This window comes from Paenibacillus sp. FSL M7-0656 (assembly GCF_038003225.1).
In the GTDB taxonomy this organism is placed as follows: domain Bacteria; phylum Bacillota; class Bacilli; order Paenibacillales; family Paenibacillaceae; genus Paenibacillus; species Paenibacillus amylolyticus.
This window is the reverse complement of record NZ_JBBOOT010000001.1, coordinates 3,973,720-3,990,540: the sequence shown is the minus strand read 5'-3', so window position 1 is coordinate 3,990,540 and position 16,821 is coordinate 3,973,720. Positions and strand designations below refer to the sequence as shown.

The 16,821-nt window shown below is 46.2% G+C and carries 13 protein-coding genes; 9 read left to right on the top strand and 4 right to left on the bottom strand.

The features are described 5' to 3' along the window. Positions 1 to 46: 46 nt before the first annotated feature. Complete coding sequence (locus MHI01_RS17660; protein WP_340983760.1) at positions 47 to 970, top strand: AraC family transcriptional regulator; 924 nt, start codon at positions 47 to 49, stop codon at positions 968 to 970. A gap of 215 nt (positions 971 to 1,185) precedes the next feature. Here the strand turns inward: MHI01_RS17660 and pdxA are convergent, their stop codons facing one another. From pdxA to MHI01_RS17640, 4 genes are all read right to left on the bottom strand, one after another. Further along, entirely contained in the window at positions 1,186 to 2,187 is a 1,002-nt protein-coding gene (pdxA, locus tag MHI01_RS17655; RefSeq protein ID WP_340983759.1) for a 4-hydroxythreonine-4-phosphate dehydrogenase PdxA, read from the bottom strand. After that, positions 2,184 to 3,479: a four-carbon acid sugar kinase family protein gene (locus MHI01_RS17650; protein WP_340983758.1), complete on the bottom strand. Its 1,296-nt coding sequence runs from the start codon at positions 3,477 to 3,479 to the stop codon at positions 2,184 to 2,186. The genes pdxA and MHI01_RS17650 overlap by 4 nt, the downstream gene beginning before the upstream one ends. Positions 3,480 to 3,574: 95 nt before the next feature. Next, positions 3,575 to 4,561: a 2-keto-3-deoxygluconate permease gene (locus tag MHI01_RS17645; RefSeq protein WP_338589963.1), complete on the bottom strand. Its 987-nt coding sequence runs from the start codon at positions 4,559 to 4,561 to the stop codon at positions 3,575 to 3,577. Between the two features lie 166 nt (positions 4,562 to 4,727). Beyond that, positions 4,728 to 6,410 (bottom strand): PrpR N-terminal domain-containing protein, encoded by a 1,683-nt coding sequence (locus tag MHI01_RS17640; RefSeq protein WP_340983757.1) that lies wholly within the window; start codon positions 6,408 to 6,410, stop codon positions 4,728 to 4,730. 753 nt (positions 6,411 to 7,163) lie between these two features. Here MHI01_RS17640 and MHI01_RS17635 point away from each other — a divergent pair. The 8 genes from MHI01_RS17635 to MHI01_RS17600 all read left to right on the top strand — a co-directional run bounded on the left by MHI01_RS17635 (position 7,164) and on the right by MHI01_RS17600 (position 16,678). Further along, complete coding sequence (locus MHI01_RS17635; protein WP_340983756.1) at positions 7,164 to 7,868, top strand: PspA/IM30 family protein; 705 nt, start codon at positions 7,164 to 7,166, stop codon at positions 7,866 to 7,868. Positions 7,869 to 7,904: 36 nt separating this feature from the next. Beyond that, positions 7,905 to 8,936 (top strand): TFIIB-type zinc ribbon-containing protein, encoded by a 1,032-nt coding sequence (locus MHI01_RS17630; protein ID WP_211083803.1) that lies wholly within the window; start codon positions 7,905 to 7,907, stop codon positions 8,934 to 8,936. Then, positions 8,933 to 9,739, top strand: coding sequence for a TPM domain-containing protein (locus MHI01_RS17625; protein WP_340983755.1), 807 nt, complete (start codon positions 8,933 to 8,935; stop codon positions 9,737 to 9,739). Before MHI01_RS17630 ends, MHI01_RS17625 begins: the two co-directional genes overlap by 4 nt. Before the next feature lie 78 nt (positions 9,740 to 9,817). Then, positions 9,818 to 10,861, top strand: coding sequence for an SPFH domain-containing protein (locus tag MHI01_RS17620; RefSeq protein WP_340984875.1), 1,044 nt, complete (start codon positions 9,818 to 9,820; stop codon positions 10,859 to 10,861). Positions 10,862 to 11,108: 247 nt separating this feature from the next. After that, a complete protein-coding gene (locus MHI01_RS17615; RefSeq protein WP_145326414.1) occupies positions 11,109 to 11,336 on the top strand; it encodes a DUF896 domain-containing protein in 228 nt (75 codons plus the stop codon). A gap of 132 nt (positions 11,337 to 11,468) precedes the next feature. Next, positions 11,469 to 12,422 (top strand): ring-cleaving dioxygenase, encoded by a 954-nt coding sequence (locus tag MHI01_RS17610; RefSeq protein WP_340983754.1) that lies wholly within the window; start codon positions 11,469 to 11,471, stop codon positions 12,420 to 12,422. A 116-nt stretch (positions 12,423 to 12,538) separates the two neighbouring features. Next, positions 12,539 to 13,627, top strand: a complete 1,089-nt coding sequence (locus MHI01_RS17605) for a low temperature requirement protein A (protein ID WP_150364683.1) — start codon at positions 12,539 to 12,541, stop codon at positions 13,625 to 13,627. 267 nt (positions 13,628 to 13,894) lie between these two features. Then, the gene (locus MHI01_RS17600; RefSeq protein ID WP_340983753.1) at positions 13,895 to 16,678 is read left to right on the top strand and encodes a glycoside hydrolase family 3 C-terminal domain-containing protein; all 2,784 of its coding nucleotides are present in this window, start codon (positions 13,895 to 13,897) and stop codon (positions 16,676 to 16,678) included. Positions 16,679 to 16,821: the final 143 nt, after the last annotated feature.

Below are 16,821 nucleotides of genomic sequence, written 5' to 3'. Positions count from 1 at the left end.
TTCATGCTAAAATAAAATCATTAGAATCAGGATAGGGGGCATGTCCATGACACCATCGGTTTTGGCATACGAGCAAGGATATGCGATCCATGTGAACCAGCCTGGAGATTCACTTTTTTATCATCTGGATTATGACGAGCGCTCCCATGAACTGAATATGGAATTTCAGCATTTCCATGATTTCTATGAAATCTGTATCCTTCTCGATCGCACAGCTGCGCACATCATTGAAGGCAGTTTATATGAGATCCAGCCTCTGGATATCGTTCTGCTGCGGCCTTCATTGCTGCATAAAACGCAATATCCGAAGGGTGCCCCGCCGAAACGATTGATGATCACCTTTTCCATGCCACGTAATACACCTGGTCTTGATAGCGGTTACACAGAGCTGTTTTCGATTTTTAATAAACCGGTCCCGATATTCCGATTTACAGAAGAACGGCGCAAGGCGGTATTGAACCCTTTAAATGAAATCTATGCTCTATCACAGGATCCCTCCGCACTTCATTCAGTAGCGATCCATAGCAAGTTTGTTGAGTTTCTGTGTGCGATCCATCGATACTCGGCTGAGAATAGCTATGTTCGTGAAGAGACAGGTTCGTCTATGTCGCAGCGGATGTATGCCATTGCATCGTATATTCACAGTCATTATCAGAATGAACTGTCGCTCGAAGAGATCTCCAAACGGTTTTTCGTGAGTGCTCATCATCTATCCCGTCAGTTTAACAAAGTCACAGGTTTTACGTTTACCGAGTATATTCAGATGACCCGAATACGTAATGCCCAACAAATGCTCCTAAATTCTAACCAAAAAATCACCGAAATTGCTGCACAGTGTGGCTTCGCCAGCTTCTCTCAATTCAATCGAATTTTCAATAAACTGAATGGCATGTCACCGAGCGCATATCGCCGTAGCAGACATTCACAGAGTGAGCGTGAACTGATATCTTTGGGTAGTACTGAGCGCTGATTGAAGACAGAGATCATCTGGGGATGTCAGTGAAGATGTGTTGCATAAATCGCGACAGCCAAGAATGCATAGAGGACTAATAAAAAAGGCAAACCCTCTAAGTTACAAAGGGAATGCCTTTTTCTTTTTCCTTCTATATAAAGATACGTCTACCTGGAGATGGTCCTCCTGACCAGACTCACTCTCTCACTCATGTGCCCGTATGACGGCTATTCTTAAACGTGATCCTTCGGCGCCAGCTCGATAGCAGAGCGAATGGCAGCCAGCATGCTTTTATCATCGGCGATATTTTTACCAGCGATATCGAAGGCTGTACCGTGGTCAACAGACGTACGGATGATACCGCCTTTCAGACCAACGGTGATGTTCACGCCTTCTTCAATGCCCATTACTTTGATCGGTGCATGGCCTTGGTCGTGATAGCAGGCTACGACGATATCGAAGTCACCTCGACCAGCGCGGAAGAAGAGTGTGTCCGCCGGGAGTGGACCAACGACGTTAATGCCTTCCTGCTGTGCACGTTCGATACCGGGCTGAAGCTTCTCTTCTTCTTCTCCATTACCGAACAAGCCGTTCTCTCCAGCATGAGGATTGATTCCGCATACGGCAACGCGCGGATTCTCAAAGCCTGCTTTTTTCAACGTATCATGAGCAAGCTTCACGACGGTGTAGGTTCTTTCCGGGTTAATACTTGCAATGGCATCGATCAGACCCATGTGTGTTGTCAGGTGAATAACGCGCAGATTAGGCGTGGTCAGCATCATCGAGAAGTCCTGCGTATCCGTCAGGTCAGCCAGAATCTCGGTGTGCCCCGGATACAGGTGCCCCCCTTGATGGAGAGCTTCTTTATTCAAAGGTGCGGTGCAGATGGAGTGAATCTGCTGTTTTTTGGCAAGATCAATGGCTTTGGCGAGAAACTGGAATGCTGCATCTCCAGCCACGGCAGATACTTTACCATATTCCAGATCCGCAGGAACGAGGTTCAGATCAATCACATCCACAGTACCGAATTCATACTTGGCTTCAGAAGGCTCTTGAATCGCATTAACGTTCAGACTTGAGCCGACGACTGGCAACACACGCTTCAGAATCTTTGCATCACCGATAACGAGTGGATTGCACTGATCGTACATTTCCTGATGACCCAGTGCTTTCATAATAATCTCCGGTCCAATACCTGCTGCGTCGCCCATCGTAATTCCAATTGTAGGTTTCATACGAGAATACCCCCTTTTAATTTTTGAATCGCATGGATAAAGACATCCGGTTTACCGAATCCGCCTGCTTTGGTAATCACATGCAGATCATCAATCCCTATAAACTTGGAGATCGGCACGCCGATTTCAAGCTCATCCAGCAGCTCGAAGCCGCTAATATTCCATTTCAGACAGATTTGTTTTGCCGTATCACCGCCGGTCATGGATACCCCTTTGAAAAGTCCCTCTTCCAGCAGTCTGGCACAGATCTCACCCATCGCAAGTACAATCTCGTTGCTGACTTCCGTGTGATTGAGACCACGAATTTCGCCCGTTGCTCGTGCCAGTTCGATATCCACCTGTTCAGCGGTGGAGTAGAGGACAACATCTTGTCCTTCCAGCGCTTTGTCTCGGACCTCGTTATAGACACGTTCCATTTCTTCCGCGCGGTCTGCGGTTGCGGATACCGCTTTGAAGGAATGGAAGGAGACTGAAGCTACGCGGGACTTGCGCATCAAGCGATGCAACTGCTCGCGGGAGTTTTTGTTCACGCTGCCGACCACCGTTAAGATTGGACCGGAATTTTCCGGGATATCAAGTGATGCAGCCCTGGATTCCAACTCGTAATGTGCGGGGAGGTAATTGGCAATGCCCGCCGAACCTGCCCAAGTAAAGGTATACTCCAACTCGCGAGTCATCTGCAGAATCAGTTCCAGATGTTTTTCTTCGGTGGAGTCCACCATTACATACGGGATGTTATTTGTTTTCAACTGTTCTAGCTTGGTGCGAATATGATTCTGCCCGGCTTCCAGATCGGCGACGGTGATCTCGCCAACTTCGTACTTGGTCTGTTGTTTCAACAAGTCCGGAAGGTAGGAAATCGTTACAGGTGTCTTCGGATCATGGGCAATTTCAGTATCTGCCAGCGGAACGCCGTTCAGGTAATGGATTCCTTCCAATATCGTCCGGTTATTTTTTGGATAACCCGGGGCAATCATCATAAAGTCCGGCTTTACGACATCATATACAGCATCAATCTCGATACCGATATTACCGCGCATGGTGGAGTCCATTTTTTTGAAAATCGTCTCAAATCCGTTGTTCGTCAGCAATTCAGCAGCCTGATATACACGGTCATACGCTTCCTGCGAGGATATGGAACGACTATCTGTATCAAAGACGACGGCATCGTAACGTGTAAGAGGGCCTTCATCTATATTAAAAAGAACACTGGTCTTCAAGCCGTGACGGGCAAGCTGCACCCCGCTGTCATTGGCACCGGTCAAATCATCTGCAATAATGGCTAATTTCATGCAGTCATCCCTCCTTGTAAGCACAATTTAATAAAAAGTCCGTTCAGATCATCCATTAAGCACAGATTAAGCACATTAAATCAGGTGATACCCATTTATGTGGTTGGTCGTTGATTGTATTTCTCGACTCCACCTGATTTCTCTAATCGTTTGGAGAGGAACCCGATGAAGATCGGCAACAGGATGGCTGTTGTTACAACGCTCGCTGCAATTTGCACCGTAGCAATCTCGGCAATTGGGCCAAATGAAGCATTAGCAGCCACGATGGCAGCAGGTGTACCTACGGCATTCCCAGCTGTTGATCCTTCGGAAGCACCAACGATCGGGTTCCAGCCGATGGCTTTAAAGAGCAGGAAACCGATTCCGCCCGTTAATAACACGGTTAACACACCCAGTAAAATTCCGCTAAGACCACCTTGAATGATGGAGGAGAAGCTAATGTTCATACCCAGAGCAAATGCAAAGAACGGAACAAGTTTGTCACTGCCTTTATGCAGCCATCCCGCCAGATTGCGATCCAGATTACCAATAATGACACCAACGATGAGCGGAAGCAATACCGCAACAAAGGCCATTGGGGAAAACATACCGTTTGCAAAACCCATCGCACCAAAGATGGAGAGCGCTACCATGGTAAGGAAAGGACCATCACTGAGTGCCAGGAAAGGGTAAGCTGCTTTGTCATCCTCTTTCCCGTATTGGCCAGCGAGAGCAATGTACAAACCGCCGTTGGAGTTAGTCATTGCAGCAATAATGGCAAGCGGGGCCAGGCCGAGAAATAACCCGTTTGAATCCGCGAACAAAATAGCGATAAAACCAAGGGCTGCACCAATCACCCATTTGAACGTAAGCAAGGTCAAACCTTTGCCGACAGAGGAACCTGCTGTTTTAAACGTAATCTGTGTACCCGCAATGAACAGGAACAGGGCAATCAAAGTACTGGCACTGTTAACAAAAAGTGCTTCCGTGAATCCGCCAATGCGCAGGGCATTCGGGAAGAATGTATTAATGGTTGCACCAAGTAACAGGGGAACGACCATCATACCGCCAGGGATGCGATCTAAAGTTGCTTTAATGTTCATAGTAGTAGCTCCTTATGAAGTAATCGTTTTTATGAAGCGCTTGCAGGGATTATATTATCCCATATCGTTTAATATAGCAACAATAAATTATTGTAAATTTTAAATACGCTGTTAACTGTTTAAAAATGCAACACATAAAAGCGATAAAAAAGACGCAAACTTAAAGTTAATCTTTAAGTTTACGCCATAATGTGGCCCGGTTAATCCCCAGACGCTCTGCGGCCTTTGATTGATTGTTATTTTCCTCCTGAAGCACGAACTGAATAACTTCTTTCTCAATCTCCTTCAGCGTACCGTTCAACTTCATTGGGCTTGAAGAAGGTTGCTGATCCAGCAAGCGGGACAAGGTAGCCGTGGTGATTACATAATCTTGTTCGTTGAGTGCAGCCTGCTTGATCAGATGTTTCAGCTGGTTGACATTCATATGTGTGATCTGATCTTGGATCAGCTGTAGAGCATCTTCTTTGATTCTCACCGCAGTAGTTCCGTATTTGTGGTAGTAATCCGTCAGGAAATGCTGCATCAGTGGAGCCAGATCTTCTGGTCTATCCGCAAGATTTGGCATCATGATTGTATTAAGCTCCAGATCGAGTGACCACTGCGGGTTCAATATCTGTTCCCCGAGTATAAACACCCCAATCTGGTTTTGAAGGCAGCTCTGGATAAAGGCGAGCAACTCCGGATCTTCCATACGTGTTTCCATGTGGTTGATCTCTACATTTCTAACCTTGGCGAGTGGTATCTTGTGCAAATGACCGGGCGGAACTTGCGTGAGATCCATCTGTAATAACAGTCCGCCACCGGAGTACATCTGATGAATATGTTTGACCAGAAAAGATTTACCGGAATCTGCTTCACCCCGCAGATAGATGGGTTCATGATTCTCGTAGAGTGCCCGAATGTTCTGTAATACCGCCTGCATGGCAGGGGATTCGGCAACGATAGGCTCCATCGATGCGTCCGTAAACGTTGTTATGCCGAATTGTGCAAAGGCATAGGGTTGGCCTTTTTCCAGCATATATACCTTGTAGTTCTTGTTGTCCAGGGTCGTTTCATAGGCGTTAACCGTGAGCTGGTAATCGTCCACCATGAACACATTCTGGATCTGGGATTGATGGAACTCCAGACTGGTATTGGTCAGATATATGTGATTATCGGTCAGCGGATTTTTCCCAAAATCGGTCAGGTTCTCGAATACAACTTCATTCCGTTCATTTAAAATAAGTAAATTGGGATGTTCCCGTGTAACCAGGTCATTCAGGATGATCGATATCGCATGATTTTTGCTCAAATAACGGTAGACCAGCTGTGCATCCTCCATCGCTCTAAGGATGGATTCCTGTCCAGATTGGATTAACAATCCCTCCAGACCATAGGTCTTCGCGGTGTTGACGGTGATCACATCTCCGACAATCTGTCGGTACCCGGAAGCTTTCAACTCCAAGAGTAATCGTGCCACATCTTCCGAGCTATGTATGGTATAGACCTTGAGGGGCAGATCCATCAGATCAATAATCGATTGTGCACCAGAGGTGATGTTGGAGAAGCCAACGATGGCTGTCTGGCCATTAAACTGGCTTGCTAGTGTAAGTGAACGAATCATATCATAGCCCGATAACTGCACATCAATGACGGGAATGGTTACTGCTTTTTTAATGAGTTGGGCGGTTCCGCCGCGGCTGATGATAATCTCTGCACCATTTTTCTCAGCTTGAGTTGCTAATTCCACACCGTTTGCCAAGTCGCCCACGTCCGTCTGAATGGTTAACTGGGGAAAGCGAGGAATGCACTCTTGTATAATAGGAATCATCGATTCGTAGGGAGCAATAAAGTGAACTCGTGTACGCATATTTTTCCTGCCTTTATAGAAAACTTTGATCCCCTTATTATAGCCAACTTGCGAAGGAATGGCACCTATGGGGGAAGCAGCCCTGTTGTGTCTGCAAAATGCCTGTGTGATATGCCTTCATAACTCTCCCGAGTGGAATGTGATGAAGTACACTGAATCGAATCGTTATGTATTTCAAAATTAATGCATAATTGCACACGATAAGTATAGAGAAATGAGGAGATTTCATATGGGAGACATTCATAAAGTAGCTGAGCCGGATCACATCATTAAGGATGTTGTCGGGAGGTTCCCGTGCAGGGTGCTGTGGAGTGAGGGCCGCCCATGCTTGGAGTATCAGGGGGAAGAGGATGTGGCGTTAATAACCGAATACGTCCGCATTACGTACAACGTTGAGCTACTGGATGTGTTTTTCACAGCGGTGGAGAGCCTTCCGGTCGAGCCGTAGTTAGGTAGGGATTTGTGGATTGCGGGCAAAGGACTAAAACTCATAATACCGATCCAAATCGGATCGCAGAGGAAAGTGTGCTGTTCATTAAAGGACTGTGAACTAGGAAGAAAGATACTGAGAATTAGGAGAGGATTTTTTGATTATAAGGCGACACTATAAGTGCTCGTCTTTTCTTATATTACGTTTTTATAGTACGGATTTGGATCGTAGTAACTCCACTTGCCATCGTGAAATGTGAAACGTATGTGGGCGTATTCATGTATTATAGTATACATATGAACTTTTCGGAGGAGGAACAAGTCATGGGAATCTTATCGAGGTTTAGAGACGTGATGAAGGCCAATGTGAACCACATGTTGTCTCGGGCGGAAGACCCGGAGAAAAGTGTGAATGAATATATGCGCAGCCTGAGCAGTGATCTGGGTCAGGTGAAGGCTGAAACGGCAGCGGTGCTGTCGGATGAGAGCCGGGCGAAGCGAGCATTGGATGAGTGCAACGCCGAGGTCAACAAGTTACAGCGGTATGCGGAGAAATCGGCGGAGTCGGGAGACGAAGATAAGGCACGCGGTTTTCTGGAGAAGAAAGTGAAGCTGGCTGACAAATTGAACGAATTACAAGCCGCCTATGAACGTGCTTCTGCCAAAGCTAAGATGATGAAGCATATGAACGATAAACTGGTTGCAGATCTGGGTCAACTGGAAGCGCGGCATGCAGAACTGAAAGGTCGCATGGCAGATGCAAAGGCGCAACAACAGGTCAACGAACGGAATGCATCTACGGGCAGAGCTGATGCTGCATTGAAGGCCATGGAAGACAAGGTGAATCAGGCGCTGAACGAAGCAGAGGCTTTGGCAGAACTTCGTGCTGGGACACAGGAAGATGATTTGGACGAATTAATTGCCCAGTTGGAGAGGGACATGAACGCAGATGCGGGTAATAATGAGAATGCGTCGCCAAGTGCGGAGGAAGAACTCGCAGCGATTCAGGAAAAGCTGAAGAATAAGTAGTACGTTACACCATTTCGTTAACATTGAGGTGAGCAGATGCCGGTTATTGAATATAAATGTCCAAACTGCGGCAGTGGTATGATCTTTGATAGTGTGTCAGGTGCATTATCCTGTCCCAGCTGCGGCCGTCAGGACAACATAGAGCAGATCCCCGATCCCTTGAAGAGACAAGTATTCACCGAAAATGAGGTCAAGGAATACCACTGTAATAGCTGCGGAGCTGACATTGTGACAGAACCGGAGACCAGTGCGACGACCTGCAGTTTCTGCGGTGCAGCGGTTGTACTCAGTGATCGGCTGACGGGCAATCTGGCCCCTGCGATGGTGATTCCCTTTTCGATCAACAAGGATCAAGCCAAGCAGGCTTTCAAAAAGTGGTGCAGAAACGGCCTTTTAACGCCAAGTGGCTTCATGTCCGCCGATCGGATTCAGAGTATTACTGGCATGTACGTGCCGTTCTGGTTGTATGAGTTACATAACAAAATCGAAGTGCATGGTCGTGGCACCAAGGTCAGATCCTACACCCAGGGCGACTACCATTACACGGAAACACAGCATTTTGATATATACCGCCGGATTCGGCTGAATTACGTGAACCTGCCCATCGATGCATCGGAGAAAATGAAGGATGAACTGATGGATAAGCTGGAGCCTTTCCCATATAATCAGCTGAAATTGTTCAAGACCCCGTATCTGGCGGGGTACATTGCGGAAAAATACAGTTATACGGACGAGGAACTTTTCCCACGGGCCAAGGATAAAACGAGATCGTACATTGATTCTTATATTGCCTCAACTGTATCCGGATATACCAGCGTGAGCTACACGGACAAACAGATTGATACTACGCTCAAAAATGCGGACTATGTGCTACTCCCGGTGTGGATGGTCAACTATGACTACAATCGGGCACAGTATACCTTTGCCATGAATGGTCAGACAGGTAAGGTGGTCGGTAAACCACCGATCAGCAAAGCTAAAGTGGCAGGATGGTTCGCAGGGGTATCAGCGGTCTCGTTGTTGTCACTGAAGCTGGTTTCCTGGATGATGGGAGGTGGATTCTTATGAGAAAAAGAACCCCTCTGGCCGTGATGGCTACGCTCATTTTACTTATGTTCACCCTTGTTGCTCCGTTGATTCCCATGTCATCGGTATCCGCAGCGGAGAGCAAAAATCTCATCTACGATGAGGCCAACCTGCTGAGTGAGCAGGAGAAAAGTGAATTGAATCTACTTGCGAATCAGTATGGTGCGGAACGGCAGACGGATTTTGTAATCTATACCTCCAATAACGAGGAGCATAAAAGTGAAAAACTGCTTACCGAAGACTTTTATGACGATCAGGGATTTGGTTACGATAAAACGCATGGAAACGCAGTTATTCTTACAATAGACATGTACAATCGGAAGATGTATCTGGCTGGTTTTCACAAAGGTGAAGAGTACATCGATAATGGCAGAGCCGATAAAATTACGGCCAAAATTGCCCCAGATGTATCGGATGGAAATTATAGATTGGCTTTTGAAAAATATCTGGAGCTCTCCTACGAATATATGGATCTTAAGCCCGGGGTAAACCCGGATAATATCCTCTTCAATACGTGGTTTCAACTTGCTGTATCCGGGGCAATCGGAGGAATTGTAGTTGGTGTAATGACCCATCGTTCTGGAGGACGTGTCACGGTCAATCGTGCGACTTATGAGGATTCCAGTAACTCCAGTGTAATTGATCGTCAGGATCGGTACATTCGTACAACGGTCACCAAACACAAGATTGAGAAGAACAATAACAACGGTGGCGGCGGAGGCGGCGGAGGCGGAGGCACCACCCAAGGTGGCCATTCCCATAGCGGTAGCAGCCGATCTTTCTAGCATCACGGACATTCGCAATAACTTAATGCAGGCATGTTGGGTACACAATGCTTACTAATAGAAGGGATGGGAATTAGTATGGGATTTTTCAGAAATCAATTTTCGAATGTGGTGGAATGGGAAGAGTTTAGAGATGACATGATATTTTGGAAGTGGAGCAATCGGGAGATCAAGAAGGGGAGTAAACTGATCATCCGTTCGGGTCAGGACGCCATTTTCTTGAATAACGGTAAAGTGGAAGGCATTTTCGAGGACGAAGGATCATTTAATATCGATTCCGAGATCATTCCATTTCTTTCTACATTAAAAGGATTCAAATTTGGATTCAACAGCGGCATGCGGGTCGAAGTCTTGTTTGTAAATACAAAAGAGTTCACCGTGCGGTGGGGCACACAAAGTCCGGTGTTGATTCCAACACCACAACTGCCGGGCGGGATGCCGATTCGGGCGAACGGTACATTTAATTTTAAAGTAAGTGACTATGTCACCCTGATTGATAAGATTGCAGGCATCAAGCAGAGTTATCTGGTCGAGGATGTCAAAATCCGAATCACTTCCGTGCTGGATCAGCTTCTGATGAAGTGGATTAGCCGCGAAGGGAAGGATATGTTCAACCTGCAGGCCAATGCATCGGATATTGCCAAAGGGATTCAGGAAGATCTGGATATGCAGATGATGGACATCGGAATTGGGATTACCGGTTTCCAAGTGATGAGCTTCAACTATCCAAAAGAGATTCAGGATATGATTACAAAGACTGCTTCGCATGAGATGATTGGTAATCTGCAAAAGTATCAACAGGTCAGCATGACAGACGGCATCTCATCCGGTAAAGTTCAGGGCGGCGGCGCAGCTTCGGATATGGCGGGCATGATGATGGGTATGAACATGGCCAATGAAATGATGAAAAACATGAACCAAAATCAAGGCCAAAATCAGAACAATAATTCCAATTCGCCTCAGAATCAAAATAACGACCAGAAACCAGCGGGAAATAGCAACGGTGGTTCAAATACATCTTCATCTACAGAAGGCAACAAGAAGCCAAACTTCTGCCCGAACTGTGGAGCCAAAAATGAAGGAGCCAACTTTTGTCCGAATTGTGGTCAAAAGCTGGGCTAATCAAATAAATACATGTAGGGATAGTCTAGCAGTGCACCAAATACTGCGGGTCTATCCCTTTTTGTCTGAATTCATAGTTAAATTAGCAGGGCGTTAAGCGGGAACAGGTCCATTTATTTTAGTTTTGATAAAAGTGTTGACAACCGCTCATAAATCACTTATCTTTAACTTAAGATATTTAATTTAAATATAAATAACAACCACAAACAAATATCTTTAATCCATTACACAAGGAGAGATCAAGATGATGATCCCAACATTGACCAGAATAAATGAACTTTCAAGAAAAGCCAAAGAGGGCGGATTGACGGAGATGGAGAAAGAGGAACAGGTTCGTCTTCGCCAGGAATATCTGCAAACTTTTCGCGGTTCGGTCAACGACATTCTGCTGAATGCAACCATCTATGATCCAAACGGCGATGACGTGACTCCTGATAAATTGAAACAAAAACAGGCCAATCAAAATAACGACTAGAATACAATTCGCTAGATTATATATCTTAATTTAAAGATAATATAAACTCACTATAAATCAATTAACTAACTCAAATATGTACAACACCTACTCAATTCAAAACATGCTTACCAAACCAAGGAGGAATTAATCATGACTATTCAAACAGCAGGTATTCACCATATTACAGCTTTCGCAGGAGATCCACAGGCCAACGTTGATTTTTATGCCGGAGTTCTGGGACTTCGTCTCGTGAAAAAAACAATCAACTTCGATGCACCTGATGTATATCATCTGTATTTTGGCGATGAACACGGAAGCCCAGGTACCATCATTACCTTCTTCCCATCCGCTGGATCACCACGGGGCAAAATTGGCGGAGGTCAGGTCGGCATCACTTCCTATGTCATTCCTCCTGGGTCGATTGGCTTCTGGCAGAATCGGCTGGAACAGTATAACATTGAGGTAACCAAAACAAGTCGCTTCAATGAAGACCTGCTTCAATTCGAAGATGGCGAAGGCCTGCGGCTTGAGCTTGTTGAACGGGAAGAGGGAGCAATCAGCACTTGGGCGCATGAAGGGATTCCGACCGATAAAGCGATTAAAGGCTTCGGTGGTGCTGTCCTGTTCAGTGTTAACCCGCAAAGAACGATGGATGCTCTTGAGAAAATTTTGGGATTTGTCAGAGTGAGTGAAAATGAAGAGTATGCTCGTTTCCGGTCTAGCGGGGATATCGGTAATGTCGTAGATGTTCCAGTGACCCGTATGGCTCTGGGTATGGGCGGCGCAGGAACCGTGCACCATATTGCATGGCGCGCCAAAGACGATGAAGAGCATGCACAGTGGAGTGAAGCTGTACGTGATTACGGGTACCAACCGACTCCAGTGCGGGATCGTCAGTACTTTAACGCAATCTACTTCAGAGAAGCTGGTGGCATTCTGTTTGAAATTGCTACAGATCCTCCGGGCTTTGCCAAAGATGAACCTGCTGATTCGCTTGGACAAAAATTGATGCTGCCTGAGTGGTTTGAGAAATACCGCCCTCAAATTGAGGACAATCTGCAACCGATTGAAGTCAGAACGCTCGTACCTGCTACAGTACAATGAAGTAAGGTAGATGGCGCTCAGAGTTTTTCCTCTGGGCGCGTCACCAGGTCAGCGGGAAGGTAACTGAGTTAGCAACAGGCGTTGTATTATGAGAAAAACCAAAGGAGCATTGAAGGATGATGGAGAAAAAGGTTACCTGGCTGGAGCTGTTTTACGATCTGCTCTTTGTAGCAGCGGTCTCCAAAGCAGGTCATGTCCTGTTACATGCCGAACATGGAGTAATTACGTTTGAATATTTAATGAAGTTTGTGCTTATTTTTATCCCTGTTTGGTGGGCATGGGTCGGTCAGACCTTGTTTATTAACCGCTATGGTCAAGATATCCTGATCCATCGAATATTCCTCATCCTTCAGCTTCTGTCCGTTATGGTCATGACGGCAAGCCTCTCTACCCATTTTGACCAATACTACCTGTCCTTCTTCATTGGATATATCGGCTCACGGGCATTTACGGCGATTCAGTATCTGACGGCTCACAAGTCAAAAGGCGAGCATCAGCAGCAAGCGGCTCGTTACTTGGGTATCTGTTTCCTTATTGGCATATTGATCTCATCAGGTTCATTGTTCTTCGATTCCTGGTTACGCTACGTGATTTTGTATGCGGGGATTGCCGTGGACATCGTACTTCCATTGATCGGACGCAAAAATCTGGTGAAGGTACCGGTTCAGACCCATCACTTGTTGGAACGTTTCGCGCTCTTTACACTCATCCTGTTGGGTGAATCGGTGGTAAGCATTATTGCAGTGCTGCAAGCCGATCATTGGGATATGAAATCCATTCTGTTTGCCGCCTTTACGTCCATCTTTGTCATTGCGATATGGTGGCAATACTTCGACAACGTGGAGAAAAAGGTCAGCAAAGAGATTCAGACTGCCGGGCAAGCGATCATATACGGCCATCTGTTCATCTACATCTCTATGAGTATGATCGCTGCCTCAATTCAGCTGTTATATCAGAACCAGTTAAACTATGTGTTCATGATAGGGTTTGTATTTGGATCAGCGCTGTTGTATTTCTTGTCGACATCACTTGTGTTCCACCGTTACAGACACGCACATCTACGACTCCGACCACGTCATCTGGCAGTCATGGTGGGGTTACTGGTGGCATTTGTCCTTGTTGATCTGGTCTACCGGGTTCCGGGTTATGTCATCATGGGCGAAGACATGTTATTCTTCCTGGTGTATGCGAAACTTACGACTTAATATGAGTACTATAAAATAATAAAAAGTCACGGACAACAGGTGTCCGTGGCTTTTTATTATGCCGCTAATCCTGGACATTTTTTAATAATATATATAAAGCACAAATCTAATTTAATTTCTTCTATAGAATCTGTTAATATGAGACTATGTACAAGTGAATCTACCAGATCATAGAATATCTTTTATATCAAATGAGCGTACGTTTTGTTAGTTCATTTCATATATAGCGATTCATAGATATGGGGATGACAATCAGGAGGGAAATCATTGAGCACACATCAAATCGGAGTTCCATTGGAAGGGTTTGCAGAGTTTAGTCGTACGGTTGCAGCAGAAGGAGCCGTTTTACTCAGAAATGAAGGCCAAGTGCTTCCACTTCGGGAGAACGAAAACGTTTCAGTTTTTGGACGGATTCAAGTCAATTATTATCGTAGCGGTACAGGTTCAGGCGGTAGTGTACATGTGGCTTATACAACGAATCTATTGGATGGTCTTCGCAGCAAAGAGAATATAACGGTCAATGAAGAGCTGGCAGCTGTCTATGAGAAGTGGATTGAGGAAAATCCATTTGATGATGGCGGAAAAGTATGGGCGGCTGAGCCATGGAATCAGAAAGAAATGCCTTTGACGGATGAACTGGTTGCACAGGCTAGGAGCAAATCCAGCAAAGCCATTATCGTGATTGGACGTACAGCAGGAGAAGACCAGGATAATGCGGATGCGCCAGGAAGTTACCAACTGACAGAAGATGAGAAAGCGATGTTGAAGCAAGTTACTTCGCAATTTGAACACACAATCGTTGTGTTGAATGTCTCAAATATCATCGACATGAGCTGGTTAAACGAAACGTATCTACATCCGATCCAAGGCGTAATTTACTCCTGGCATGGCGGTATGGAGGGTGGTAATGCGATTGCCGATGTGCTGGCGGGGGACGTTACACCAAGCGGTAAACTGACAGATACGATTGCATATTCCATTGAAGATTACCCTTCGACAAGCAACTACGGCAATGAGTTCAAGAACCTGTATCAGGAAGATATCTATGTAGGTTATCGTTATTTCGAAACGTTTCGACCTGAGCGCGTTCAGTTTGAATTCGGTTACGGCCTGTCTTATACGACGTTTTTGGCCCAGAACGAAGAAGCAAAATCCGTGTCCAAAGACGGCGAAACCTACATTGAAGTTCGTGTCAATGTGACCAACTCAGGTACAACATATGCGGGCAAAGAGGTTGTGCAAGTTTATTATGAAGCACCACAAGGCAAACTGGGACAACCGGTGAAGGCTTTGGTGGCTTTTGGCAAAACAGGATTGTTGCAGCCGGGCGAGTCAGAACTTCTGACGATCAGCTTCCCGATCCATGCGATGGCATCTTACGATGATGCAGGCGTTACAGGTTTTGCTTCCGCATATGTTCTGGAAGAAGGCACATACCGACTGCATGTAGGAACCAGTGTGAAACAAGTGCAACATATCAGCATTGATGGCCAGGATGGATATGTGATTGAATCTCTTCAATTGGTGGAGCAACTGCAAGAAGCGATGGCCCCAACTGAAGATTTTACACGGATGAAACCAGGTTCGCGCAAGGAAGATGGATCTTATGAACTGACTTATGCAGAAGTACCGAAACGTAAGATATCCATGGCGAACCGGATTGAGCAGAATCTCCCGCAAACGCTGGAGCAGACAGGTAACCAGGGCCACAAGCTGAGTGACGTTAAGGCTGGCAAAGTGAGTCTGGAAACCTTCATCGCTCAACTGAGTGATCAGGATCTGGCAGCGATTGTCCGTGGTGAAGGCATGAGCAGTCCGCTCGTTACTTCGGGGACGGCATCTGCATTTGGTGGTGTCAGCGACAGCCTGTTTAACTACGGTATTCCGGTAGCATGTACGGCAGATGGCCCGTCCGGTATTCGTATGGATAGTGGCGAAAAGGCAACACAGGTATCCATTGGTACGTTGCTTGCGGCGACATGGAACAAGGATCTTGTTGAAGAGTTGTATGTGATGGAAGGACAGGAATTGCTAAGAAATCAGGTGGATACCCTGCTCGGACCTGGACTCAATATCCGCCGGAGCCCGCTTAATGGCCGGAACTTTGAGTACTTCTCCGAAGATCCACTGATCTCGGGTGTATTTGCCGCAGCATGTACGAAAGGTATCATGAAGGGTGGTTCCAATGCCACACTGAAACACTTTGCCTGCAACAACCAGGAGAAACACCGCAGTAAAGTAGATGCTGTTGTGTCCGAACGTGCACTGCGTGAAATTTACCTGAAAGGGTTCGAAATCGCTGTAAAAGAAGGCGGAGCAAACTCCATCATGACCTCCTACAACCCGGTTAACGGACACTGGGCAGCATCAAACTACGACCTGAACACCACGATTTTGCGTGGCGAATGGAATTTCGAGGGAATCGTAATGACCGACTGGTGGGCGATTATGAATGATGTGACCGAAGGTGGAGAAGCTGATCGCAAATACACCAACTGGATGATTCGTGCGCAGAATGATCTCTACATGGTTGTACCGAACTACGGCGCAGAGATTAATGGCTGGGACGATAACACGATTGAATCCTTGGAAAATGGAACACTCACGCGCGGAGAGCTGCAACGCTCGGCGATCAACATCTGCAAGTTCATCATGAATGCACCGGTGTCCGGCAGAAAACACGAGATAGTGGAGAACGTCGCTTCGTTCCAAGCGAATGCATCCCTATCTGTTGCACAAGCTCAGGCACTGGTTGAGAACGCACAGGTGAAACCTGAAGTAGCTGAACCCGTCTACATGAAAGTGGACGAGGCAGGCCATTACCGGATTATCGTACAGATCATGTCCCCTGAACCGGAACTGGCTCAAAGTGCATGTAACCTGCTCCTGAATGATCAGTTGGTGACCACCATCCAAACGAATGGTACAGAAGGCAAATGGATCAGACAGAAACTTGTCAAAATAGATCTTGAAGCAGGACTGTATGAATTGAAACTGGACTTCACCAAACCAGGTCTCCAGATTGACTGGATCGAATTCAAACAGGTGTAGAAGATAATCGGGAATATCAGGTGATAAGAGCAATCGAAAGGTTGTTCTGTCATCAAAAGTAGAATACGTTGGTATAAGACAAAGGACACTGTACGCGGGTGTCCTTTGTTGTAACACAGAATAGCTACTGTTATGATAGTGTT